Source organism: Dokdonella sp., from assembly GCF_049593775.1.
Taxonomy (GTDB): Bacteria; Pseudomonadota; Gammaproteobacteria; order Xanthomonadales; family Rhodanobacteraceae; genus Dokdonella.
Map to the genome: position 1 here is coordinate 1 of NZ_JBAWHJ010000026.1, position 23,720 is coordinate 23,720.

Here is a 23,720-nt window from a genome sequence, read left to right on the forward strand (position 1 = left end):
GTCGATACAGGGTTTCCTGAGCCCTTGAGCGCAAAGGCGACGCAATATCGTTGGCCAGCGCTGGAGGGGATGCGTCAGTCATGGACTGCTTCATTGCCAATTCCACCCAGCATAGCCGAATGAAAAACACATGCGGGAAAAGGTGGCTCTGGTATTTTCGTTCAGGTACGGGCGCCGGACGAGCCGGTGAGAGTGCATGGAATCGGATATCGTGACACGGACTGTCGGACGTTCATTGGCATGAGCCATCACGCAGGCATCACGCGCACACCGTGAATTTTGAGCACTTCCCGTGCCAGCTGCCGCTGGCATCACTACAACGAGCCGGAGGTCGAGCATGCCCGCAAGTCGAAATCACGATGAGGAATCGCTGCCGCGACAACTCTCGGTAATCGGGTTCTGGTTGCTGATCGTCAACGGCATGATTGGCGCCGGGATCTTCGGCCTGCCCGGCGAGCTGGCCAAGTTGGCAGGTGAAGGCAGTGTCTGGGTATTCATCCTTTGTGCCCTGATGATTGCGCCGATAATGTTGTGCTTCGCACAGTTGTCCAGTTACTTCCACGGCACTGGTGGACCGATCCTGTATGCATCCAGCGCGTTCGGACCAATGGCCGGCTTTCAGGTCGGCTGGCTCTACTATATTTCGAGGGTGCTGTCCTTTGCAGCCAACCTCAATCTGCTGATTACCTCACTCGGTTATCTCTGGCCCGATGCCATGGGCGGATCGATGCGGATTGCCCTGGCATTTGTCATCTGTTCCATGATGACCCTGCTCAATGTGATCGGTGCCCGTGGCGCGGTGCGTACCCTTGGCCTTCTGACCGTGGTCAAGATCGTGCCGCTGATCGTCCTGGTCGGCATCGGACTTGTCAGCTTCGACGTGGGTCAATTGTTTCCTCATGTCCGCAATGCCGTGCAAATCACCGACCTTGGCGCCGCGGTGTTCCTGGTCATCTATGCCTATGTCGGATTCGAGGGCGGCGTGGTGCCGGCCGGAGAAGCGCGCAATCCGAAACGCGATATTCCGAGAGCCCTGATCGCTGCACTGGCAGTCTGCGCGCTGCTGTACACGCTGATACAAGCGGTTAGCCTCACAACGCTGCCCGCATTGGCCGAATCGCCACGACCCCTGGTCGATGTGGCGCAGGCGCAAATCGGCGAGGCCGGTGCTTTGCTGATGTTGCTCGGAATCATTGCCTCGGTTGGCGGCAATCTGCTCGGTGCGATGTTCTCAACGCCACGCCTGACCTATCGAATGGCAATCGACGGGCACTTGCCGCCGATACTTGGGCGTGTGCACCCGCGTTTTCGCACGCCAGCGCCATCGATCATCCTGTATGGCGCAGCCAGCTTCGCATTCGCCGTGACCGGGGGCTTCGTCTGGCTGGCAGGGCTGAGCGTACTCGCGCGGCTGGTTCTCTACTTCGTCTGCATCATTGGCATGCCGCGCTTGCGCCGGAAACATGGAGGCGGCCCCGATGCGATGCACCTTCCTGGCAGCCTGGTCTGGATGGGCATTTCGTTGCTGGTTTGCGTAGCCTTGTTGCTTCAGGTGAAACTGGATTCGGTACTTGTGACAATAGGCTGCATGGTGGCAGGCTCGTTCCTGTACTACTACACGAGGACTTTGCGACGCAGGAGTATCGGCGAGGATGATCGGCCAGAAGGCTAGTTCGCCCCGGAAACGCGCTCATGTTGCGATAGCCGCAACATGAGCGTCTATCGTGCAACCGGGGTTCGGAAACGGAGTTTCATCATGCGACTCAGTACAAGCACCTCAACGACATGCGCAAGAGCCCCTTCGTACCTTGTCTGCAAGATGGCTGCAGGGTGCGCTCGGCTGCGCAACCGATGTTCTGGCGGGTATCGGCCAACGTTGCGCCAGGTCGCACTGCTGATTCTCACGGCGGTCTTGCCGATCAGTTCTGCGTTGGCGGCAGAATCGCCTGCTGAACTGAAGATCGTCGATCACGTCGAGCACTACCAGGTGACCGGCACCACCTATCGCACGATTCAGGCCCAGCTCGAAACCCTTGCCGAGGTAGACGGAAGCACTCGCCACGGCAGCACGCGCAGCACCTTCGAGGTGATCTCGAAGCTCGAGAAAGTCGGTGGCCGGTGCCGAGTGTTGCAGCAGGAAATCGTCGTCAAGATCACGACGGTCCTGCCGCAGTGGGAGCCCAGCCGGAAGGTGGATGCTGCCTTGCAGAAGCAATGGCAGACGTCATTTGAGCGGCTTGTCCGGCACGAAGCAGGACACCGGCAGAACGTTCTGCAGGCAGCTTCTGCCTTGCGCGAAACTCTGACGGAACTGGAACCGAAAGAACGATGCCTGTCTGCCAGGGCAGGCGTCGATATCGCGCTTGGAAATGCGCTGGACAGGCTGGAACGGCGCGAGGCCTACTACGATCGCTTGACCAGGAACGGCCAGCGGGATCTGTCTGCGGCAAACGACTGGATGCAATCCGAGCATGCAGGCCTCCAGGGCAAGCCCTCAATTGATGCCTTTTCGAAGTTGCGCAGCACCAGAAGTCGGAAGTTCCCCGCAGAATAGAGCGCGGTCAGGACGCGCCGGTTGCAGCGAGTCGATGCAACTGGCGGTCATGCAAGCGCGAGAAAAATGTCACGGCGGCCAAGGCTCCGACGAGAGCGCAAAACATGTCCGATTCGGTGTCCAGGCCATTGGCCTGGGTGCCGCGAAATTCGTCGGCGCCGATGACAAGCGCAGCACCCCATGCGATCAATTCGTCGCTCGCGCTGATCGCCAACACGATGCAGATCACCTCGAACACGTACATTTTTCGGGCAACAAGCCGACCGCCGTGCATCAGGAATTCGGTTGCTGCCAGCGCCGGCTCAAAACCCTGCGTCAGGTGTCTTGTCTTTTCGCATGGATGGCGCTGCATGCTGAGACATTCCTGCAACTCGAAACCTGGCGTTACGCGAGCATGAGTGCAGGTTCCGCTCAGCATGCGGTTCTATGCATGCACGAAGATGCGGCAGTAGAGCAGGGTGGTCAGTGGATAGCGAAGACAACTTGCCCAAAGGAACGGCAGGGCAACCCTGACCGGCGACACCGCCCTGAACCAGGTGGCGTGGTCGTACGGGTGATTTCCCGATCAGGCCAGGAAAACGAGCAAGGAGACCGACGCGCCAATCAGCCAGCGCGTGCGGTCCATGTTGCCGGATTCCGCCCTTTTCAGGGCCGGCTCGTGCGCCGGCCTATTCGCTTGCCGTCGATTCGGCAGCTTCATCCCTGGCAAGACTCCAGCTCGAATCCGGGTCATAGCTCGTCAGCGCTTTCGCGATCTCGGCCGACTGCTCGCCCAGGTCCTTCTGATAGACCATGCCGTAGCGGTTGACGATAAAGGTCATCACGCCCGTTTCGCCGTACCGTGTCGGTACCGCGATGGCTGCAAATCCACCGATCATGTTGCCATTGACCATGTAGTCATAGGCCCCGCCCGGAGCTGCCGCGCCCTGACGGGTGAGCATGCGGTAGTTGTAGCCGTAATAGCTGGTCGCGATCCTGGTATCAATGTCCTTGAGCATGGGTCCGAGCGGGCTTTGCGCTTCGTTTTCCGCAGCTTCCCAGTACAGGCCATTGTGCTTTCCGGGGTCGCTCAGGAATTTCTGCGCGTAGGTGCGAACATTCGAGCCGTCACGTGCAACGGATTCGAATTCCTCCTGCACGAGCGGCAGTTCCTCGAGCACGGTCATCGTCATCAATTCATTGAGCCCTACGCGACGATTGGCGAGCTCATTGGCACCGGCGGCGCCATCGAACTCCCAGCGTTGGCCCTTCCTGATCAGCGGTACAGGGTAGGTGAATGCATCCGCTCCGACGAGCAGGGTGACGTTGTCGGCGGTGTTTTCCTGAATCAACAGGACTTCATCGGCTGCCGCCACGAATCGTTCACGTGCGGCAGCGACGCCAGGGTCCTTGCCATCCTGCACGATCCTGGCGCTGTCCTTGCCAAAGAGCGAGCTGAGCACAGCGTCATCATTGCTTCGAGCTGCTTCGATCAGGGCGTTGGCAGCCTCGTCGGGAGAGTTGAAGTCCTTCTTGCCGTCGGCAGCAAATGCCGTCACGGCGGGAACGATCAAGGCGAGAAGGATCGCAAGGCGGACGGAACGAATGGAGAATTCTTGCTTTTTCATGAGATTGGATTCCTGAGTAGTGACCGGGGGCTGGAGCGCGTGCAGATCAGCGCCTGCGTCCACCGCCACCTCTGTTTCCGCCACTACCGCGACTCATGCTGCCCCGATGACTGGCTGCTTGTGCCTGACGACCCGACATGCCGCCGTAGGAACTGGTTCGCGGCGACATCGCGCGCGAGCTTGCCCCGGCTCGCGAGCGAGCTGCACTGGATCGCGAAGCCGCCGAGGTCGAAGGCCGCAGGCCGGCATTGTTCGTTGGGCGTGTTGCCGCCGATGTCGACGGTCGCAGGCCAGCGCTGCTGGTCGGTCGCGTCGCCGGTCGTGTTGTCGGCGCATGGAAGTTTCCACTGCCACCGCCGGCCGGACGATTGCCCGCACTGGCACCTGGTCGGTTGCCAGATCCGGCACTCGGCCTGTTTCCAGTACCGGCACCCGGTCGCGTTACAGCGCCGGTGGACGGGCGGTTGTTGATGTTCGGCCGGAAGCCGGCATCGCCAGGTCGCGTCGAGGGACGATTGCCGCCATGTCCGCCGCCATTACCGGGGCGCCAGGTGCCCGAATTGCCGCCACCCGGCCGATTGATGTTGATGTTGGTATTGCGGTTGATATTGATGTTGGTGTTGTGGTGGCCAACGCGAGGGCCCCAACCAATGCCGCCGCTGTGCCAGTTGAACGCCCAGGCCGCTGTCGCGCCCCAGAACACGCCGCGCGCGAATGCATAGCCGGGCGGATACGGGTAGTAGTAGACCGGATATGGCGTGGGCCAATAGCCCCAGACCGGGTAGGCGGACGCGTAGATCACCGTGGTCGGCTCATAGCGCGGCACGTAGATGACATCGGGCTTGGCCGGCTCGATGATGACGGTCTGGTTGTTGACCTCAACCTTCTGCTTGTCGTCGCTCTTCAGGTTGCCAGCCGAATAGGCCAGCATGCGGAAGCGCTGTACCGCGTCCATCACGGCCTGCTGATCGTCATACACGGCTTCGCCAAGCTTCTGCGTCCAGGCCAGGTCATTGTTCATCTGATCGATGATGTCCGGGTAATTGAGCAGGTTCCTCACCGGTTCGCTCAGCGACTCCGGTGGCTGCGGATCCTTCTGCCCGGCGGCCTCCTTGAGGAAGCGTTGGGCCTGAACGATCTCGAGCGGAACCGTCGAAGCGGGCAGGATCAGCGCGAGCAGGTCGTCCGGATACAGTGCAATGCGGCCCACCAGATCGCCGAGTTCAGCCTCGCTGAGATTCGTGGTTGAATTGGCCGGATCAGAGTCGGTGGCGCCTGCGGCGGCGTTCGCAGCCTGATCCTGCGCAACGGAACGCGGTGCCGTTGCCAGCGCAAGTGCGCCAATGATCAGGACAGACAATGTTGCGGCGATGACAGATCGCGCCATGGCGGATCCTCCTTCGGTGAATTTCGTGGGTGGTGGCCGGCCCGGCCAGTTTTGCGCGGACTCGACCAGACAGATCGGTATCGCGGGCATCATAGCGTGCCCCAAACAGGAATGATCGCGCAACAGCGCCAGCCCGGATCCAGATGGGACACAAGCCGCCGAAATTGGCTGTCGTGGCCGGATTGTCAAGGATTGTTGCAGTCTCGCCAACTGCCGTTACAGTCCACTACCGGGACTCCTCTGGCATTGTTGCGACCACCTGCGCGAAGTGCGCGACGGACGTGCATATCGGGCCATCTACCAAGGAATATTGATGCCATGAGTATTCATGCCATTTCGACTGGCGTGCTGATCACACACTGGCTTGTCGTCATCGGGCTTTCCCTGCGTGTGATCTCGCGACGTTCACCGGTTGGCGTGGCCAGTGCATGGCTGGCGATCATCTTCAGTGTTCCCTTTGTGGGTGCCGCGCTCTATCTGCTGTTTGGCGAGAAGCGCCTCGGCCGAGGCCGAGTGGCGCGCACCAGGGCGCATTTGCCCGATCTGCAGGCATGGCAGCGTGGCCTTGGCCATGCCTCAGTCAGCTCACTTGAAGGCGCTCCGGTAGCTGGCGCACTCGCGAGCCTGGCCAAGGGGCTCTATGGATTTCCCCCGCAGGCAGGTCAAGGCATCACGCTTCTGGACAACTATCCGGCCATTTTCGATGCCATCGTCGCGGACATTGATCGGGCACAACGGCGATGTCATCTGGCCTTCTACATCTGGTACGGCGAAGGCCGCACGCTGGATGTGGTCGAGGCACTCGTGCGAGCCGCGCAACGCGGAGTGCAGTGCAAGGCCATGGCAGATGCACTCGGTAGCAAGGTCTTCCTGCAGGGGCCGCATTTGCGGCGACTGCGTGAGGCGGGCGTGCAATTCGAGATCGCCTTGCCGATGGGGCGGATTCCAAGCCTTCGATCGCGGGCCGACCTGCGCAATCACAGGAAGATCGTGGTCATCGACGAGGACATCGCCTATACCGGCAGCCAGAACCTGGTCGATCCGCGCTACTTCAAGCAGGATTCGGGCGCAGGACAATGGGTCGATGCGATGGCCAGAATCAGTGGTCCCGCGGTGTCATCGCTCGATGCCGTGTTCGAACTGGACTGGGCGGTAGAAACCCGCAAGCCGTTCGAGGCGCCGGTAGTGGCCGGGACGGAGAATGCCGAACAGACCGGAATGGTTCTCCAGGTGGTGCCATCCGGACCTGACCTCGAGCCCGAAGGCATCCACCAGCTGCTGCTCACTGCGATCTACAACGCCCGCAGTGAAATCGTCATGACCACGCCGTATTTCGTGCCGGATGAATCCTTCATTCTTGCGTTGCTGGCCGCCGCACAACGCGGCGCGCGTGTAACCCTGATCGTGCCCGCGCACAACGACAGCTTGCTCGTGCGCCATGCAAGCGTCGCCAGTTTCGATACCCTCTTGCAGGCAGGTGTGGATATCGCCCTGTTCAAGGGGGGCCTGCTTCACACAAAGAGTCTGGTCATCGACGGACAGACGTGTGTGTTCGGTTCGGTCAATCTGGACATGCGCAGCCTCTGGCTGAATTTCGAGATATCGCTGTTCGTCTATGACAAGGAGTTCTGCGCGCGCTTGCGCGCACTGCAGAATACCTATCTCGATGATTCGGAGATGCTCACGCTTGAGCAGTGGCGTCGTCGACCGCGATGGCAAAAATTCGTCGAGGACACTTTCCGCCTGCTCGGTCCGGTGCTGTAAGGCAACTGTGGCGGACGTGTCGGTCCGCCACGGCCAGCATCCCCGGCCCGAGATGCTGTCACTGCCATACTCATTCGGTTGAGTGCGGAGTTCAGTCCGCCTTTTCGGCATCCACCCATGTATTGATGTGGTTTTCGAGGACGTTGAGCGGCACGGATCCGGTTGCGAGAACGGCGTCATTGAACGCACGCAGGTCGAAGTCGGCTCCCATCTTGCGTTCAGCTTCGGAACGCAACTCCGAGATTTTCAGCTGGCCGATCTTGTAAGCCAATGCCTGGCCTGGCGTGCCGATGTAGCGGTCCACTTCGTTGACGATGTCCTGCTCGGTCTTGGCCGCATTGTCCTTGAAATAGGCGATTGCCTTGTCGCGGCTCCAGCCCATTGAATGCATGCCGGTGTCGATGACGAGGCGAACGGCACGCCACATCTCGTAGGTGAGCTGGCCGAAGTGGTCGTATGGATCGTCATACAGCCCCATGTCGAAGCCGAGTTGCTCGGCATACAGACCCCAGCCTTCGCCATAGGCAACGAAGTAGGCGGTGCGTCGGAAATCAGGAGCGCCTTCCAGTTCGAGCCCGCGCGCAAACTGAAAGTGATGTCCGGGCACGGCTTCGTGCAGGCTGAGCGGCATCATCTCCCATGTCGGGCGCACTTCGGGCTTGTAGAGGTTTACATAGTAGAAGCCGGCACGACTTCCATCGGTTGCGCCGGGCATGTAGTACGCGGTGGTGGTATCGGGTGCGATATTGGCCGGAATCGGGCGCACGCCATAGGGCATGCGCGGAATGACATGGAATACCTTGACCACTTCAGGATCAATGCGCTTTGAAACCGCCCGATAGCGTTCGAGCAGGGCCTCTGGTGTCTTCAGATAGAACTGCGGGTCGGTGCGCAGGAAGGTGAAGAATTCCGGCAGGGTGCCCTTGAATCCCGTCTGGGTCTTTACCTTCTCCATCTCGGCACGAATGCGCGCAACTTCGGCAAGGCCTATCTTGTGGATCTCTGCTGCGGTGAGGTCGGTAGTCGTGTAGTAGGCAGCAAGGAAGTCGTAGTAGGCCTTGCCATCTGGCTGGTCCACGGCGGCAATCGACTTGCGCGCATGCGGCAGATATTCCTTCTCGAAAAAGCTGCCGAACTTGCGATAGGCGGGCACGATGTCGTCGAGGATGATCTTGCTGGCCTCGGTCTGCAGGCGGGCTTGCTCGGATGCATCAATCGAGTCGGGAAACTTCGTGAACGGGCGATAGAACGGGCTGAGGGCGGGATCCTTTACCACCTGTGCGGCGATTTGTGACGGTACGCGCTGCATCAGGATTTTGGGCGGCATGACACCCTGTTTGAGGCCTTCCTGCATCAATACCGTGACCTGGGCGATGACTGCAGGCAGCTTCTGCATGCGCTGCAGCCAGTCCTGGTAGTCCTTGACCGTGTCGAAGGGAAGAATCTCGGACATGCCATCGGCATTCTGCACGCCGCCCTGGTGGCCAACCGGCTGCAGGAATTCGAGAAATTTCTGCCGTTCGATCGATTTTTCGAGCAGCCATTCAAACGTGTCGTAATTGAGTTGATCGGCCGAGGACAGAGCCGAACGATTGATCGCGTGCAACTTCTCGAGTGCGGCACGATCTGCCGCCTGGCTTTTCGCAATGGCCTCCAGGCTGTAGTCGGACCAGCGGTCATTGAACCGGGTGTCTCCGTTGTAGCTGGCATTTTCTGGCGCTTCGATGAGTCCGCGCTCCCATTCGGTATCGAACAGCGATCGCAGGTCCTTGCTTGCCGTGGCGGAGGCCGGTGCGTTGCCTTGGGCAAACGCGCTTGTGGCCAGGATCATGATGGCTGCGCTGGCGCAGGCGGCGAGGCGATTCATGGAAGTTCTCCTGATGCGTGATGCAAAATGTTTCTGTCGAGCATGAAGCCGTGAAGATGCCGTGCGGAGCCCTCACTCATGCCGTGGAAGGATCGGCCGTCAGCTAGGGTGCTGCGCTGTAGAGATTGATAGAAGCCTCGATCGCATCGCTGCAAACGTGGCAGAAATTTCTCGTTCGCGTGAACATGATGCAATTCATCTGAGAACGATAGTAGCCACTGGCTTCGTAATTGGCGCCCTCGAATGCGCCGATGCTCTGGTTGTATTTGGCCGCAGCGAACAGCTTTTCGTCGAAAGACCGCTGACGCTTGAACAGCGCGTTCATCTCCGATTCGGGGCGTTTCTCTTCGCGCAACCTGCGACGTTCGGCCTGGTATTCGCGCGAGTTTTCCTCGTACTCGGACTTTGGCCATGGTGTGGGCAGTGGCGTTTGCTCCTGCACGAGCGCACTCCATTTCAGGCGGTCCGGATCATGCAGGGCGGTCACATTGGGTTCCCAGGGTTCGCGCCGTTCGCCGGTTGATTCGTAACTGACCGGTGACGTGTAGTACTCGTCGGCAAGACCGGCGAAGTGATGGCCGAATTCATGCACGAACAGGTAAGTTGACCACGCGTTGGCCGCTGCAGCCGTGCTGTAGAGGCCATAGATGCCGCCACCACCATAGGTCTCGCTGTTGACCAGGATTTCGACGAACTCATAGGGGGCGTACTGGGCCAGGTCGCGCATGGCGCGGTTCTCGAACGTCAGCACATAGCGTTCGCTGCCGAATGCGTCATAGCGCGTGCCCAGCGGCGACCAGCGAAACAGCCCGCCGGATGGCCGCGCAACGCCGGACTCGGGCGCTGCCGCCATCAGGGCCCAGACATTGAAATCCTGGGCTCGTTCGCGAAACGGAGAGACATCGAAAAGGGCGTCGCTGAGTCGTCTCGCGTCGGCGATGAATTTTTCACGCTCCTTCTCCGTATAGCCATCGCCGAGGATAAGCAGGTCCACTTTGGTTTCTGGCGGCCCGTTTTCACGGATCGCGACCAGCGGCGAAGGCAGTGGCGCATGTGCACGGCGCACGTCCACACCATCGGGATCGATATCCTGGGTCCAGACCATCGAGAACGCGTTTCGGTCGTCGCGCGCATACACGCGGATCCGCACAGGCTTGTCGGGTTTCGGGAAACGCAACGACTCGCTGAACGCCGCATTCTGCTCGTGCGCCTCGGCGGTCGTCTGCCACTCGCCAAAAATCGAGCCGAATCCGCGTGAATAGAGGATCTCGCCACTGGCGCGATCGACGACATCGAAGAAATAGGCGCCACGGTCAAGCGTGTCGATGCGTTGCGCCGTGTTGCCGGGCCAGGGCAAGGGTTCGATCACGACGCGTTCCATGCTGTAGATGTCCTGCAGCGCATTTCCACTGTGAACGTAGTCGACACGCATCGTCGATGGCTGCGCCGCATAAGCGCATTGCGCCAGGGCAAGGATCGCCAGCACCGCAACACAGGACGCGATCTTGAACGACTTCATGGGCGCTTCCCCCCTTTCCAAAAAGCCCGGCAATCCGTGGGTCAGACAGGTTACTGAGGAACGGGTTGAGTTCGCGCATGCCGTTCGTCAGCAGACCAGGCCGAATCTTGCGAACTGCTACCCGGCCCGATGACCATGGGCACTGCGGTTTTTCCAGGCAGGCGAGCAGAATGGATTCATTCCAGAGCGGCTCCAGACGCGGCGATCCGGGCTACGCCTAGTCACCTGCAAGTGGCATTCGACGCTGCTAGTCTTCCAGCCAGGCTCGCGCCAGGGCTTCCTCGTCGGGTGCGAAGTATTCGATCGGAAACGGCCGCATGCCCTTGGCCGTGAAAACCAGTGAGAGTTCCTCCCACTTTTTCTTGCCGACCAGGGCCAGCTTGGCGATGTATCGGTCGTTCTCGGCCTGGAACCAGAGATCGCCCCAGTCACCCGCGTTGTCCCAGCCCTGAAAATCTTCGGCCACCACCAGGATGCGCACCGATCCATGCTGGCGAATGAGCATGGCGGACTCGGACTGAGCGGCCCTGAGTTCGGCTTCTGTCAACTTGCCAGTGATCTTCATGGTCAGGATATTGTCAGTAAAACTGATGACTTCAGCGCCCATTGCTGGCTCCCGGGAATAGATGGTCGTGTCGGTTCAGGCAAATCATAAAATCAGTGAACTCTGTCCAGTGTGTGCATGATCCTGCGTTACACTGGCGTGACAGGCAAGCACCCATCCTCGATCGATGCACTTGACTGGGCCAAGCCATGAAATGAGAGCTGCCAGTACCGGGATCGGTCAAGGGCTCACTTCCCTGATCCAGCCGGCAAGGGACATCAATCGGTCGGGGCGGCCGGTAACGCAGGGGCGTGGCGATGAAAGACGACAAGCACGCTTGCTTCTTCGAAGGTGGTCGCATCGCGGATTTGCAGGCCAATGCGCAATGTTTGGTGCAGGCCGGAGCCAAAAGCCTGATGATCCTGGCCAGTGAAGCCGACGCCTGGCAGCCGGACCAGGTGAACCCATGGCTGCAATCCCTCTCGGTGCCCGTGTTCGGCGGAATCTTCCCCAACATCATCCATGGCGCACAACGCCACACCAGCGGCACACTGGTCATTGGCTTCAGCGAGGCGGTCGAAGTCGCCGTTGTCGAGGGTCTTTCCGACGAACCTGGCCTCGAGCCTCAGTTGCAGGTGCTGACTTCGTTTCTTGAAGGCGCCACATCCCTGATTACCCTGGTGGATGGCCTGTCGTCCAACATCGAATCCTTTGTCGACTCCCTCTACGAAATTCTTGGCGCACGAGCTCCCGTAGTCGGTGGGGGCGCCGGCTGCCTTGATTTCGTCCAGCGTCCCAGCCTGTTCTGTCCGCAAGGCATGATCGAGGATGCGGCACTTCTGGTCTCCCTGCAGTCGAGGATCGACAGCGGAATTGCCCATGGCTGGCAGAAGCTGGAAGGCCCCTTCCTGGTCACCCGTTCTCGCGCCAATGTACTTGAGGAGCTGAATTTCAGGCCCGCGTTTGACGTATATCGACAGGCTGTAGAGGCGCATTCGGGGATGCGCTTTTCCGAGGCGGACTTCTTTTCCATCTCCAAGACCTACCCGCTTGGCATTGAAAGTGTCGACGGCGATTTTCTAGTGCGCGATCCGATTCGCTGCGTCGACAAGCATTTGGTGTGCGTAGGCGAGGTGCCGCAAAACGCAACGGTCTATCTGCTCAAGGGGGATGCTCCCTTGCTGATTGCGTCGGCGGGCGAAGCAGCAGATCGCGCGCTGCGTCACCGGCGCGCTCGAATGAACGGCGAGGATCCGTCTTCGTACAGGGCGCTGGCATTCGACTGCATCAGTCGCGTGCTCTTCCTCGATGACCGGTTTTCAGCGGAACTGCAGGCGATCAACTCGGCGCTTCCCGGGGTCGCGAGCGTCGTGGGTGCGCTCACCCTGGGTGAAATAGCGAACTCGAAGTGCGGCGCAATCGAGTTGATGAACAAGTCCACTGTTGTTTCGGTGTACTGAGGCCTGGCCGTGCCCTTCAGCAACACGCTCAAGTATGTCTCCATCCAGCACGAGCTCGGCATGGCAATCGGCATGGCGTTGCGCTTGCGTCCGATGTTGCTTGTCTTCTCGCGCGTGTGCCTGCGCAGGCTCGGGCTCGCCGCCGTGCACTTCCACTTCCAGCAGCGGGCCGACGGCAGTGTGCAACTGAGTGCCGATGCCGAGACGAACGGTGTGGCCCTGTCGCATTACTTCAGTTTGCCGCTGAACTCTCCGGCGCCAATGCCATCGGCGTTCGGGCCTGGCGCGGACAAAGCGGTGGTTTGTGTGCATCAACAGCAAGAAGGCAGCGAGAATCACACTTACGCATTCAATCTTGGCAACTTCGGGGTCGTTACCCTGCAGCGGATCAAGGGGCCTCTGGAACAATCGATCATCGAGTTGCTCAAGCCGTTGATAGAGCGCCTGGGCCTGAGTTGCCAGGCTTCCATCGAGCACGAGGGTTTGCTGCTGGCCGTTGCCGCAAGGAAGAAGGCAGAGGAAACCATCCTTCACCAGTTGCTGCACGATGACCTGACCCAGTTGCCCAATCGTCGGTATCTGATGCAGTTGCTGGAGGCCGAGCTGGTAACGGCGGATCGAAACGGAACCCTGGGTGCCCTGCTGTTCCTGGATCTGGATCGGTTCAAGGTAGTCAATGACACGCTGGGGCACGCCATCGGCGATCAGCTGCTGATTGCCGTGGCGACCAAGTTGCAGGGATTGTTGGGCGACACCGGGATCGTCAGTCGCTTGAGCGGGGATGAGTTCGTGATCCTGCTGCGCGGCATTGCATCCAGCCAGTCCGAAGCGGTCAGTCACGTCGACGCACTTCTGGAGTGCATCCGCAATGAATTCTCCGGAACGATCCTGGCGGGCGACCATCTGCTCTACGTAACACCATCCACCGGGATCGAGATCTTTCCTGATGGCGACTGCAGTGCGTATCAGATACTGCGACGCGCTGATACAGCGATGTACCAGGCCAAGCTTTCCGGGCTGAACAGTTCGGTCTACTACGATCGACAGCTCTCCTCCGAACTTGAACGGCGACGTGAAATAGAAAAGGAACTGCAGTACGCGCTGAAGGATCTTGGTCAGTTCGCCTTGCACTACCAGACCCAGCACGACATTGCTGGACGCTGCATTGGCGCAGAAGCGCTGATTCGCTGGAACAGCCCCTATCGCACGGACGTAGTTCCCAACCAGTTCATCCCGATTGCCGAGGAAACCGGATTGATGCTGGACCTGGGGCGCTGGGTTCTCGAGAAATCTTGTGCGGATATCCGGCGCTTCCAGGACTCGAATCTGCCGTCGACTTTCCGCAAGGTCTCGGTCAATGTCAGCCCCGTGCAGTTCAATCAGGACAACCTCGTCGATGTACTGTTCGGAATCATCGAAGAGTCGGGTGCCAACCCGGAGTTGTTGGCCATCGAGTTGACCGAAACCACCCTGATCCACAACAAGAAGGCGGCCAGCGCCAAGATGACAGCCCTGCGCAGCCGCGGCATCGAAGTGATCATCGACGATTTCGGGACCGGATTTTCCTCTCTTTCCTACCTCAGCCGTCTGCCGGTCGGGGTTCTCAAAATCGACCAGACATTCGTGCGCAATATCGATTCGGATCCGGGCAACCAGGCGATCGTCGAGACCATCGTCGCTCTCGGACGGGCGCTGGACATCCAGTTGATTGCCGAAGGCGTGGAAACGCAAGCCGAGCAGGCGTGCCTGACTGTCATCGGCTGCAGTCAATATCAGGGATTTCTATACAGCAAGCCGGCGCCTCTGGATGACGTGCTGCAGACTCTGGCAATCGCCGCCAGGGAGCGAGGCTGAGTGCGGGCGCAGACAGATTGCGCCCGCCATCCTCGAGATCACTTGTCGGCAACGTCTGCTTTCATCCACAAGCGCATCAGCCGAAAGGCAGGCCAGCTTGCAAGGAGCAAACCCGTCGCGATCAGGCTGTTGTTGCGATCACTCCAGATGGTAGCCACGAGAAAGGCCACCGATCCCGCCAATGCCAGTCCCGGCACAACGGGATAGAAGGGAACGCGAAACGGTCGCGGCGCTTCAGGCACCCGTCGCCGCTGCACGAAGAGCGAGCTGAATACGAGCACGTAGTTGGCAACAAAGAAAAATGCCAGCAGCGAGACCAGGGTATTGAAGGTGTTGGTGGCAACCAGCGCGAGCACGACGGCAGATTGCAGCAGCAGGCCATAGATGGGCGTGCCGCCCCGGTTGACGCGTTTGAGTATGGCCGGCATCAGCTCGTCGCAGCTCATGGCGTAGCTGACCCTTGATCCCGACAGAAGCAGGGCATTCACGGCAGCCAGCAGCGACACGAGCATGAGGACACGCATCACGGTATCGCCGGCCGGGCCGAACAGGCGGCTGGCAGTGCTGGCGGCCACGAATGGATCCCCGGCCATGGCTTCGATGCCCAGCACATGCAGGAAGGCGAGGTTGAGGGCCATGTAGATCAACATGACCAGGATGACGCCGCCGATGATCGAGCGTGGAATTTCGCGGCCCGGATCCTTGATTTCCTCACCGAAATAAGTGGGCGCACTCCAGCCGTCATAAGTGAGGATCGCCGATTGCAAGGCGACCACAACGGCTGCGATCAGGGCGATACCCATCGGCATCACGGGTGCATTCGAGAGGACGACGGACGTCGGAGCTACCGGTGCTGTCATGACCAAGGCGGCGATGGCCAGCGCAACGAGGGACAGGCCTTTCAGCGAACTGGTCAGCAGCTGAACCACGTTGCCCACCCGCACGCCTTGCCATTGCAGCAGGGTAAACGCGATTACGACCGCTGAACCGGTGAGCCCTTCATGGCCATCCAGCAAGGGCACCAACGGGCCGATATATTCACCAAAGACAATCGCGACGCCCGCAATGGTTCCACAATAGGCCAGGGAGTCGGTCCAGCCGGAGACGAAACCTGCGAACGGCCCCAATGCATCGTGCACCATCGGATACAGGCCGCCTGAGCGTGGCCGTAGCGTGGCCAGTTCCGAGAGGCTCATCGCACCGAGCAGGGCATAGACTGCGCCAAGAACCCAGACCAGCAGGAACATGTGTGTGGATGGAACCAGGGCGGCAATCTCGCCTGGGGTGCGCAGGATGCCCATTCCTATGGTCATGCCGACCATGACGGCAAGGCCGAAGGCGACCCCGAGGACGCGCAACAAGTGTCCGCGATGGGTGGTTGATACTGGCGGTACCGATTCCGACATGCAGCGATCTCCCCTTGTCGTTCGTGCGATCACTTGTCGGCTGGTTCCCCTTCCCCGGAAACCATCGGACAAGCCAGCCGGTTTTGCGCGCGCATGGCAACAGCAAAAGCTCGGTATGCATCAGGATTCTGCAAGCTGGCTGGATGCCGGTTTGCGGCGCAAATGATCTGCTTTCGCATCATGCGCTCCGGGTAGTTCCTCGCGCAAACTGCGAATCAGCGTGCGGAATTAACGGCCAATTGAGAAATGCTGAAGCTTTACTCTACGGGCTTTGCGACAATATGGGCGCAGAAGATGCCCGCTTGGATCCTGTCATGGCAATCCGACGTCCCTTTCACTACGGCCCGCAGACACTCCCTTGATTGCTTCCTTCAAGTCCCTGCTATCGACTGGCGTCAGCCTGCTGTCCTCGTCACCGCGAGCGTTCGGCTCGGCCCTGCTCGACAGCATCATCCGCATGTCGACGACAAAGACCAACTACTGGCTGGAGTTCGTCTTCACCGGCAGCCTCGCCACGGCGCTGCTTGCGGCGGGCGTGCATCAGCACACCGGCTCGTGGCTGGCTGACTTCTTCACCGTCATGGCCGGGCTGCTCGCATTCAGCTTTATCGAGTACGTTTTCCACCGCTGGATATTCCACGGGCCTCCTTCAATGTACAGGCGCGGCCACGATGCCCATCATCTCGATCCGCACGGTTATGACGCACTGCCATTCTTTCTGCCTTCGGCGATCCTGCTGGGGTTGACGCTGGTGTTTGCCATGGTGGTGCCGGCCAGCCATGCCTGCCTGCTCGGCGGTTCGATCGCGTTCGGCTATGTCGCGTATGGCCTGAGTCATTTCGCCATCCATGCCACCCGGTTTCGGCTGCCGTGGATGCGGAATTGGGCGGCACGCCACCACGTCCACCACCACAATCCGAACCAGAATTTCGGCGTCACCACGCCGCTTTGGGATTACGTGTTGGGGACGCGCTACCGGCGCACTTCACGGCGAGGCTGAGTCCTCACGCCGGGTCGCTGGCAGGACGTCGGTGTAGTTCTTCCCTGCCGCGCAGCCATGCACGCAGCGCGCTGATTGAATCCAGCCGATGTGCGCCGATTTCCTCGAGAACGCCGGAATACGCTGCGGCGCCGGCCCCACCGACCACCAGCCCGACTGATTCAGGCAGTGAGCTTCCAAGTTCCCGGAGCTCGTTGGCAACCCGGATATCGTCGGTCGGATGTACGATCGAGAGTGCCACCGTATCCGCATCCACCAGCCTGGCTGCTCGTGTGAGTTCCGCCGCAGGGAGGCTGGCGCCCAGATACATGACACGCCAGCCGCCCAGGCTTGCTGCAGTCGCCGCCAGCATGGCGCCTAGTTCGTGATTCTGGAATGCCGGCGTGGCGACAACGATATTGGGTGCATCCTGACGTGCGTTCGGAAAATCCATCATCCAGCCCAGTACGCGGCGGATGATGGTAGTAGCGAGGTGCTCGTTGGCGGGTGGCATGGTGCCTTCCTGCCAGCGTTTGCCGATGTTCATCAGGAGCGGGCCAAACAGGAGATCAAGAACATCTTCCGATGGCAGGCGCAGTGCCGCCGAACGCAATGTCGTTTCCAGTGCTCCGGCATCGAAATTTTCGATCGCGCAGAGTGCCTTGTCCAGAAAGCTGCTGACGGCTGAGTCGCCCGCCACGATGGACGCTGGCACCGGTGTTGCCGCAATGTCTTCGGCGCTCATGCGGCGAAGCGCATCGTTGTCGAGCCCGGCAACCTGTCCGATCTGGCGTCCCGCGCTGGTCACGCTCGCGAGGAGCTGAAGGCGTTCTATGTCGGCATCGGAATAGTTGCGCTGACCGCCGCTGGTTCGGGTCGGCTGCACCACGTTGTACCGGCGCTCCCATGCGCGCAACAAATCAGGCGACAGGCCGGTTCGTCTGGCAACGACGCGGACAGAATGCTGGGCATTGGTGGAGGCGTCATCCATCCCTCATGGTAGGAATGAAGTGGATCGTTGTCCATATATTTTCATGAGTTGTCCAATAAATCGGACTTACTTGACATCCAATAGTTGGACATATACCGTACAAGCGTCAGTTGGCAGGTCCAATACATGGACAAGCCTTGGACACAATGCTTTTCCTAACCCCACAGGAGTACGACCCATGAAAATTTCCTCTTTCCTCCTTTCCGCGATGATTGCCACTACGCCCATCGCAGCCCACGCGGGCGACATGAGCAAGAAAGCCGCGCCCAAAGACATTGTCGATACGGCGGTCGCAGCCGGCAGCTTTACCACCCTGGCCACGGCGCTTGACGCGGCAGGGCTGATTGCGACGCTGAAGGGCCCGGGTCCATTCACGGTATTCGCGCCCACCGACGCAGCATTCGAAAAACTGCCGGCGGGCACGCTCGATGCACTGCTGGCAGACAAGGCCAAGCTCTCTGGCGTTCTCACCTATCACGTCGTGTCAGGCAAGGTCATGGCTGCCGATGTGGTGAAGCTGACCAGCGCGGACACGGTCAATGGCAAGTCCGTCTCGATCAAGGTGGTTGATGGCAAGGTCATGGTGAATAACGCAACCGTGGTTACGGCAGATATCGAGGCATCCAACGGTGTCATCCACGTCATCGACACCGTGCTCATCCCGTAATTGCCGATCGTTGTCGAGTCGAGCTGCGTTTCCGCAGGCTCGACCGTATCGCCCCGTCATCCCTCCCTGACGGGGCGTACGTCATTGTGAGTATCGGGCAGGGCATGCGGTGTTGGCTTGCGCATGCGTGATGACCAGAGGTGGCTTGACTGCGAAGACTCTGGTCCTGCCGCTGGCATCACCTGACGAACGCAGCGATCAAGTTTGACAATTTTTGCCTCGCGATCCGGCTTGCGTCCCGTGCTGCCGTGGAATCGCCCAGGTGAGGCGGCTGGTGCGACGACTGGACGGACATGAGGTGTGCGGAGAGTTGCCGTCACAGGATTTCTGGCTTCGATGCGCGGGCGCATTTCTGCCATCCCGATAGCGAGCCATCTCTCTGATTCAATGGCACTTGTGCAAGCCCCATGAGGCCGGCCGGTCGTTCTCGGTGGATCAGAAACCTTCTCGGAAGCCGGCCAGTCTGCTAGAAGCTACGCTTCCTGAACATCTGGCACAAAAATTGCTTGACATTTCCCCGGAACTGCCAGACGAAACGACTGTCGCCACTCGCAAGATGGTCGGACACATCGGCATTTCCCTGTTGCTACACCGGCGCCAGAACCTGTACTGCCGCGCCGGAATTTATCGAGGGAGGGGCATCTCATGCTCAGTACAACGCTTATGCTTACCGCTGCACTATTTTCTTCCGCTCGTTTCGGACCCAATGACACGGTCATGGTCGAGGCGGTAGGTGAGGGAGCCCGTATCACCGCCTATGGTGATACCCAGATCGTCAAGATCGTGGCCGAGGACTTCGAGCTTCAGGACTGCCAGGAAACCTTGCGCGACAAGTTGAATCCCGGTCGGTGCCTGTTTTCCGAAGGTGGACTGATCACGCTGAGCAGGGATCCGGAAGGGACGCGGCTGACCTTCCAGGATGCCAAGCGCGGCAGCTCGGTTGAGTTCGTGGTCGATCTTGCTGGCCGTGAGCGCGCCGCCAAGGCTCTTTCGCCCTGATTCGAGGCATCACGACGATTGATTTGGCCCGCCAACGGGCCTGAGCCAGCGCTTCTCCCGCTGACGGGAGAAGCGCCGGGCTGAGCCAATCCCCTATTCGCGGCGACGCTCGACTCGCGAAGTTCAGTAGCCGGCAAGGCAGCTGTCCGGAATTCTCGTCCGGGCCCCCGGCTTCGCTGCCCATTCTCCACCTTCCTTTCCATCTTGCTACATTGCCAGCCTTCGTCGATCGAGCGGGGCTTATGGCAAGTACAGTGGAAAGCGGCCAGTTCGCAAACCTGGCCAACGGTACGCGTCTTCACTACGCGCGTTGTGGCGAGCCCGGCAAGCCCCTGCTCATCTTCGTACATGGCTTCCCGGAATTCTGGCATGCATGGTCCGCACAGTTGCAGGAATTCGGCGCGGACCACTTTGCCGTGGCACCGGACTTGCGCGGATTCAACCTTTCGGACATGCCTGTCGAGGTATCCGCCTATCGCACTCGTCACATCGTGGAAGACCTGTGCCAATTTGCGGCCACGCTTGGCTACGAAAAATTTGTCCTGGTAGCGCATGACTGGGGTGGTGCGGTTGCGTGGAACCTGGCCATTGCTTGCCCGGAACTGGTTGAAAAGCTGGTCATCATCAATTCCCCGCATCCCTGGCTATTCATCCAGGCGCTGTCGAACGACCCTGCGCAAATCGCTGCCAGCGGTTACATGAACTGGCTGCGCGCCGAGGGTTCCGAAGCCCGATTGGCCGCAGACAATTTCGCCCGCATGGACGGCTTCTTCAAGGATCTGCATGCCTCGGTACTGCCTGACTGGTTTGACGAGACGGTTCGTGCCCGCTACCACGCGTGCTGGAATCGCGGTCTGCACGGTGCAGTCAACTACTATCGCGCAACGCCACTGCACCCTGCCGATCAGAGCGGATCGGGTGCGCACACCTTGAAGCTGGATCCCGAAAGCTTTCGGGTGCGCGTGCCAACACTGGTGATCTGGGGGGAATCAGACCACGCACTGATGCCGAGTCTGCTGGAGGGTCTCGAGCAGTGGGTCGATGATCTCGTCGTCGAGCGGATACCCGATGGCAGCCACTGGGTCATTCACGAGCAGCCCGATCGCATCAACGCACTGATGCGGGGATTCCTGCGCGCCTGAAGCAGCCGGTCCCGGCGGACTCTGCAAGTCCGATCGCTAGCGCTGGAAACAAAAAAAGAGGCCGCCATTGCTGGCGGCCTCCCGGGCTTTCGCGTGGTACTCGATTCCGTTACTGCATGGGTGGATCGAATCCGTCCACGTAGATGACATCGCTCACCGGTGCCGCTTCGCATGACTGGACGGTTACGTCATCGATGTACCAGCCATGGGGAACGTTTCCGACCGAGAGATCGGTGCCCACACGGAATCGGAAGCGTACCGTTTCTCCGGCATGTGAAGTCAGGTCGACTACCGAACGCAAATAAGGCTGCGGGTCACCGCACCATGCGTTGGATCCGTTCAGCGGATTCGTGGTGCCACTGATTGGACCGTTGTAGGGGTCGGTCAGCATCAACGTGCCAGGTATCTGTGTAAACGTCGTGCCGCCATCGGTCGAGATTTCAATGATCGCACCGTCGTAGCAGCCTCCCGCTCGGTCTTCCAGGGTCTGGTCATTCCAGAAGATCAGCGATAGTGGATCCTGGCCGGTGGGCAGTACGACTTCAGGCGAGATCAGACGCTGGTCGGAGGCAGCTGGCAGATCCTGGGCAAGGAACGCATTGGTTCCGCTATGCGGTCGCGCTGTCGAGATCGCCCAGTTGCTGGCTCCGGTACTGCCGGCTCCCAGCGTCCATGCACTGTTGTCACCTTCGAAATCCGTTGAATACACATCAACGTTGTTCGAGCCGATCGGACAGTCGCCCGGCAGCGGTACCGTGGTGAAACGGAAGGCTGTTGCGTCTGGCCCGACTCCGCAAACGTTGTCTGATCGCACTCGCCAGTACAAGGTCGTGTTGGACGGGAAGTCGACGTTCGGTGTATGGCTGGTCCCCGCAACAGTCGCGGTGTAGACCAGCGGCGCGCCAAAGCCGGGCTCATCATCGACTTCAAGGATGTAGTTGGCTCCCTGTGCTGCGGCGCCCCAGGTGAATGTCGGGCGTACCGGAACCACGTTTGCATTGTCCGCCGGGGCAGTCAGCACAGGCGCCGTCGGTGCGGCCGTGGAGACACTGAGGCCGAGTGCCGTGCTTTGCACGATCGCGCTCGGACTGGATGTGCCGGTTACACCAATCACCGAATCTCCAGCGGCAACGCCCGTCGTGGTGATGGTCACGGTCGAGAAACCGGGCGGCATGACCGGGTTGGTGCCGTAGGCTACCGTTGCGTTGGCCGGAATTCCGGACGCCAGCAGGGTGACCGGTTCCGTGAAGCCCTGGAACTGGTTGACGTTGACCGTGTAGACGGCGTCATTCGGGGCACACACGGCCATGTTGCCCGCTTCCGCTACCAGCAGGAAGTCGGTCCCGACCAGAGTGCGATCAGTAAAAATGTCCGGGCTGCCACCGCGATCGTCCGACCACAGATAATGGGCGCGACCATCTTCGTCCTGCAATTGCTGGTCGTAGTCGCCGTGGTAGCAGGTGGCCAGCGACGAATCGAGCACGATTGCACTTGAGACGTCGCTCAGGCGCACGCTGGGCTGCGTCCAGCTGACGCCATTGTCGAACGAGGTGCGCGAGTAGTAGTCGACCAGCAGGTTGTTGACCGTGTCGAGCTGGCGGCTGTAGTAACCCACTGTGACCTGGCCACCGGTTCCGACGGCAAGCGTCGGCTGGTACTGGTCGGTCGTCGTCGCGTCGTCATTGACCAGGACTTCCGGGTCCCATGTGGTGGTGTTCGGGTTGTAGCGACGGTAGTAGACATTGATCACGTCGCCGGTTCCAAAGCCATCCGGATCGTAGGTATAAACCGCATGCAGATAGCCGTTGCGAAACACGATCTGCGGAGAGGGCAGCAAGCGCACGTTGCCCTTGAGTGCGGGCCTGCCGCAGGAACTGGTCGAGGCCGCGTCACGCGGATTCGGCTGGTTGGACATCGCCGGCGCAAGCGTGGAATAGCTGACGCCGCCATCGGTGGAGCGGACGAGCGGAATCTCGAGGTTGCCGTTCGGATAGCCGGTCGGAGGCATCCAGGCAAGCCAGCTGACATAGATGTCGCCATTGGGTGCGATGGTCGGCCAGGCGCCCTGGACGGATACCCCGGACGGACTGATTGCCAGCTGCGTGGACCAGGTCGCGCCGGCATCGGTTGAGTGGGTGCTGTAAATGCGAGAACTGGCGCCAAAATCGACCCACACGATGTAGATGCGGCCATAGAGCGGGCTGGTCGGCTCGTTGTCGATGGCCATGAGTTCCTTGTCATCATTGCCGGATGCGACCTGGCTGACGAAGGTGAAGGTCTGGCAATCGTCGTCCGAGCGGTAAAGCGCCAGGCCACCGTTGCGCAACGCGGCGTAGTAGAACTTTCCGTCCAGCCGCCGCCAGACCATGCTCGGGTCCCCTGAATCATCGTTGCTTATGGCGCCGCGATCGTCCCAGGTCTGGCCGCCGTCCGTGGAACGTGCGAAACCGGAGAACCCCAGGTTCTGGGACACGCCGTGGTAGGAATCGTTGTAAGCGGAACACAGCGTGCCGGTGACCGGGTTGAGCGAGATCGAACTCTCGCTCTGCGTGCGTGTGCTGCCGGCATCTCCGGTCGGGTCGCTGACGTTGATGTCGGTGACCGGCTCAAGATAGGGAAGAACATCGAATGGAACTTCGGACTTTACCTGGCCGATGAAATCGGCCTGCCGGCCGCAAGCCTTGGCCAGGAAGAACAGCAGTCCGTCCATGCGGTTGGCCAGCTTCGGGTCATCCAGCATCGCGCAGGATTCCGCCGTTACATGCTGCGCCGCCTTGGCCGCAGCTTTCGCCGCCGCGGATTCGTCGCTACCCGAAGTATCAGCAGCCACTGCAGCCGTGGCCACCGTACAGATCAGGATCCCTGCAAACACGCGCACAACACCGCACCACTTGAATGGTCGTCTGCTCACGATTCGTACTCCCCGGATTGCCCCAAATTGGAGGCACAAGCTGAATACGGTACCCGAAGTTACGCCCTG

At 60.2% G+C, this 23,720-nt stretch carries 18 protein-coding genes; 9 read left to right on the forward strand and 9 right to left on the reverse strand.

The window, feature by feature from the left end:
* The first annotated feature begins 337 nt into the window (after positions 1-337).
* Together WBP53_RS00890 and WBP53_RS00895 are read left to right on the forward strand one after the other, a co-directional pair.
* Positions 338-1,672 (forward strand): APC family permease, encoded by a 1,335-nt coding sequence (locus WBP53_RS00890; protein WP_423924992.1) that lies wholly within the window; start codon positions 338-340, stop codon positions 1,670-1,672.
* Between the two features lie 204 nt (positions 1,673-1,876).
* The gene (locus tag WBP53_RS00895) at positions 1,877-2,554 is read left to right on the forward strand and encodes a DUF922 domain-containing protein (RefSeq protein ID WP_423924994.1); all 678 of its coding nucleotides are present in this window, start codon (positions 1,877-1,879) and stop codon (positions 2,552-2,554) included.
* 7 nt (positions 2,555-2,561) lie between these two features.
* Here WBP53_RS00895 and WBP53_RS00900 read toward each other — a convergent pair whose 3' ends face one another.
* From WBP53_RS00900 to WBP53_RS00910, 3 genes are all read right to left on the reverse strand, one after another.
* Complete coding sequence (locus tag WBP53_RS00900; protein WP_423924996.1) at positions 2,562-2,972, reverse strand: DUF2238 domain-containing protein; 411 nt, start codon at positions 2,970-2,972, stop codon at positions 2,562-2,564.
* A gap of 250 nt (positions 2,973-3,222) precedes the next feature.
* Positions 3,223-4,161, reverse strand: a complete 939-nt coding sequence (locus WBP53_RS00905) for a DUF2950 family protein (RefSeq protein WP_423924998.1) — start codon at positions 4,159-4,161, stop codon at positions 3,223-3,225.
* Between the two features lie 46 nt (positions 4,162-4,207).
* Entirely contained in the window at positions 4,208-5,548 is a 1,341-nt protein-coding gene (locus WBP53_RS00910; protein ID WP_423925000.1) for a DUF3300 domain-containing protein, read from the reverse strand.
* 318 nt (positions 5,549-5,866) lie between these two features.
* Between WBP53_RS00910 and cls the strand changes: the two genes are divergently transcribed.
* Positions 5,867-7,312, forward strand: coding sequence for a cardiolipin synthase (cls, locus tag WBP53_RS00915; protein ID WP_423925002.1), 1,446 nt, complete (start codon positions 5,867-5,869; stop codon positions 7,310-7,312).
* Positions 7,313-7,403: 91 nt separating this feature from the next.
* On the opposite strand, the gene WBP53_RS00920 is transcribed toward cls, so the two are convergent.
* The 3 genes from WBP53_RS00920 to WBP53_RS00930 all read right to left on the reverse strand — a co-directional run bounded on the left by WBP53_RS00920 (position 7,404) and on the right by WBP53_RS00930 (position 11,305).
* Positions 7,404-9,179: a DUF885 domain-containing protein gene (locus WBP53_RS00920; protein ID WP_423925004.1), complete on the reverse strand. Its 1,776-nt coding sequence runs from the start codon at positions 9,177-9,179 to the stop codon at positions 7,404-7,406.
* Between the two features lie 103 nt (positions 9,180-9,282).
* Positions 9,283-10,698 (reverse strand): M64 family metallopeptidase, encoded by a 1,416-nt coding sequence (locus tag WBP53_RS00925; RefSeq protein ID WP_423925006.1) that lies wholly within the window; start codon positions 10,696-10,698, stop codon positions 9,283-9,285.
* Positions 10,699-10,945: 247 nt separating this feature from the next.
* Positions 10,946-11,305, reverse strand: coding sequence for an STAS/SEC14 domain-containing protein (locus tag WBP53_RS00930; RefSeq protein WP_423925008.1), 360 nt, complete (start codon positions 11,303-11,305; stop codon positions 10,946-10,948).
* A 254-nt stretch (positions 11,306-11,559) separates the two neighbouring features.
* On the opposite strand from WBP53_RS00930, the gene WBP53_RS00935 reads away from it, so the two are divergent.
* Positions 11,560-12,702 (forward strand): FIST signal transduction protein, encoded by a 1,143-nt coding sequence (locus WBP53_RS00935; RefSeq protein ID WP_423925010.1) that lies wholly within the window; start codon positions 11,560-11,562, stop codon positions 12,700-12,702.
* A 9-nt stretch (positions 12,703-12,711) separates the two neighbouring features.
* A complete protein-coding gene (locus WBP53_RS00940; RefSeq protein ID WP_423925012.1) occupies positions 12,712-14,556 on the forward strand; it encodes a putative bifunctional diguanylate cyclase/phosphodiesterase in 1,845 nt (614 codons plus the stop codon).
* Positions 14,557-14,594: 38 nt separating this feature from the next.
* Here the strand turns inward: WBP53_RS00940 and WBP53_RS00945 are convergent, their stop codons facing one another.
* The gene (locus WBP53_RS00945) at positions 14,595-15,962 is read right to left on the reverse strand and encodes an APC family permease (RefSeq protein WP_423925014.1); all 1,368 of its coding nucleotides are present in this window, start codon (positions 15,960-15,962) and stop codon (positions 14,595-14,597) included.
* A 358-nt stretch (positions 15,963-16,320) separates the two neighbouring features.
* Between WBP53_RS00945 and WBP53_RS00950 the strand changes: the two genes are divergently transcribed.
* Positions 16,321-16,962, forward strand: a complete 642-nt coding sequence (locus tag WBP53_RS00950; protein WP_423925016.1) for a sterol desaturase family protein — start codon at positions 16,321-16,323, stop codon at positions 16,960-16,962.
* A gap of 4 nt (positions 16,963-16,966) precedes the next feature.
* On the opposite strand, the gene WBP53_RS00955 is transcribed toward WBP53_RS00950, so the two are convergent.
* On the reverse strand, positions 16,967-17,932 hold the full coding sequence (locus tag WBP53_RS00955; RefSeq protein ID WP_423925018.1) for a MerR family transcriptional regulator: 966 nt from the start codon (positions 17,930-17,932) through the stop codon (positions 16,967-16,969).
* Between the two features lie 178 nt (positions 17,933-18,110).
* Between WBP53_RS00955 and WBP53_RS00960 the strand changes: the two genes are divergently transcribed.
* From WBP53_RS00960 to WBP53_RS00970, 3 genes are all read left to right on the forward strand, one after another.
* The gene (locus WBP53_RS00960; RefSeq protein WP_423925020.1) at positions 18,111-18,599 is read left to right on the forward strand and encodes a fasciclin domain-containing protein; all 489 of its coding nucleotides are present in this window, start codon (positions 18,111-18,113) and stop codon (positions 18,597-18,599) included.
* A gap of 645 nt (positions 18,600-19,244) precedes the next feature.
* A complete protein-coding gene (locus WBP53_RS00965; RefSeq protein ID WP_423925022.1) occupies positions 19,245-19,598 on the forward strand; it encodes a hypothetical protein in 354 nt (117 codons plus the stop codon).
* A gap of 242 nt (positions 19,599-19,840) precedes the next feature.
* Positions 19,841-20,740: an alpha/beta fold hydrolase gene (locus tag WBP53_RS00970; RefSeq protein ID WP_423925024.1), complete on the forward strand. Its 900-nt coding sequence runs from the start codon at positions 19,841-19,843 to the stop codon at positions 20,738-20,740.
* Positions 20,741-20,849: 109 nt separating this feature from the next.
* Here WBP53_RS00970 and WBP53_RS00975 read toward each other — a convergent pair whose 3' ends face one another.
* A complete protein-coding gene (locus WBP53_RS00975; protein WP_423925026.1) occupies positions 20,850-23,651 on the reverse strand; it encodes a hypothetical protein in 2,802 nt (933 codons plus the stop codon).
* Between the last annotated feature and the right edge of the window lie 69 nt (positions 23,652-23,720).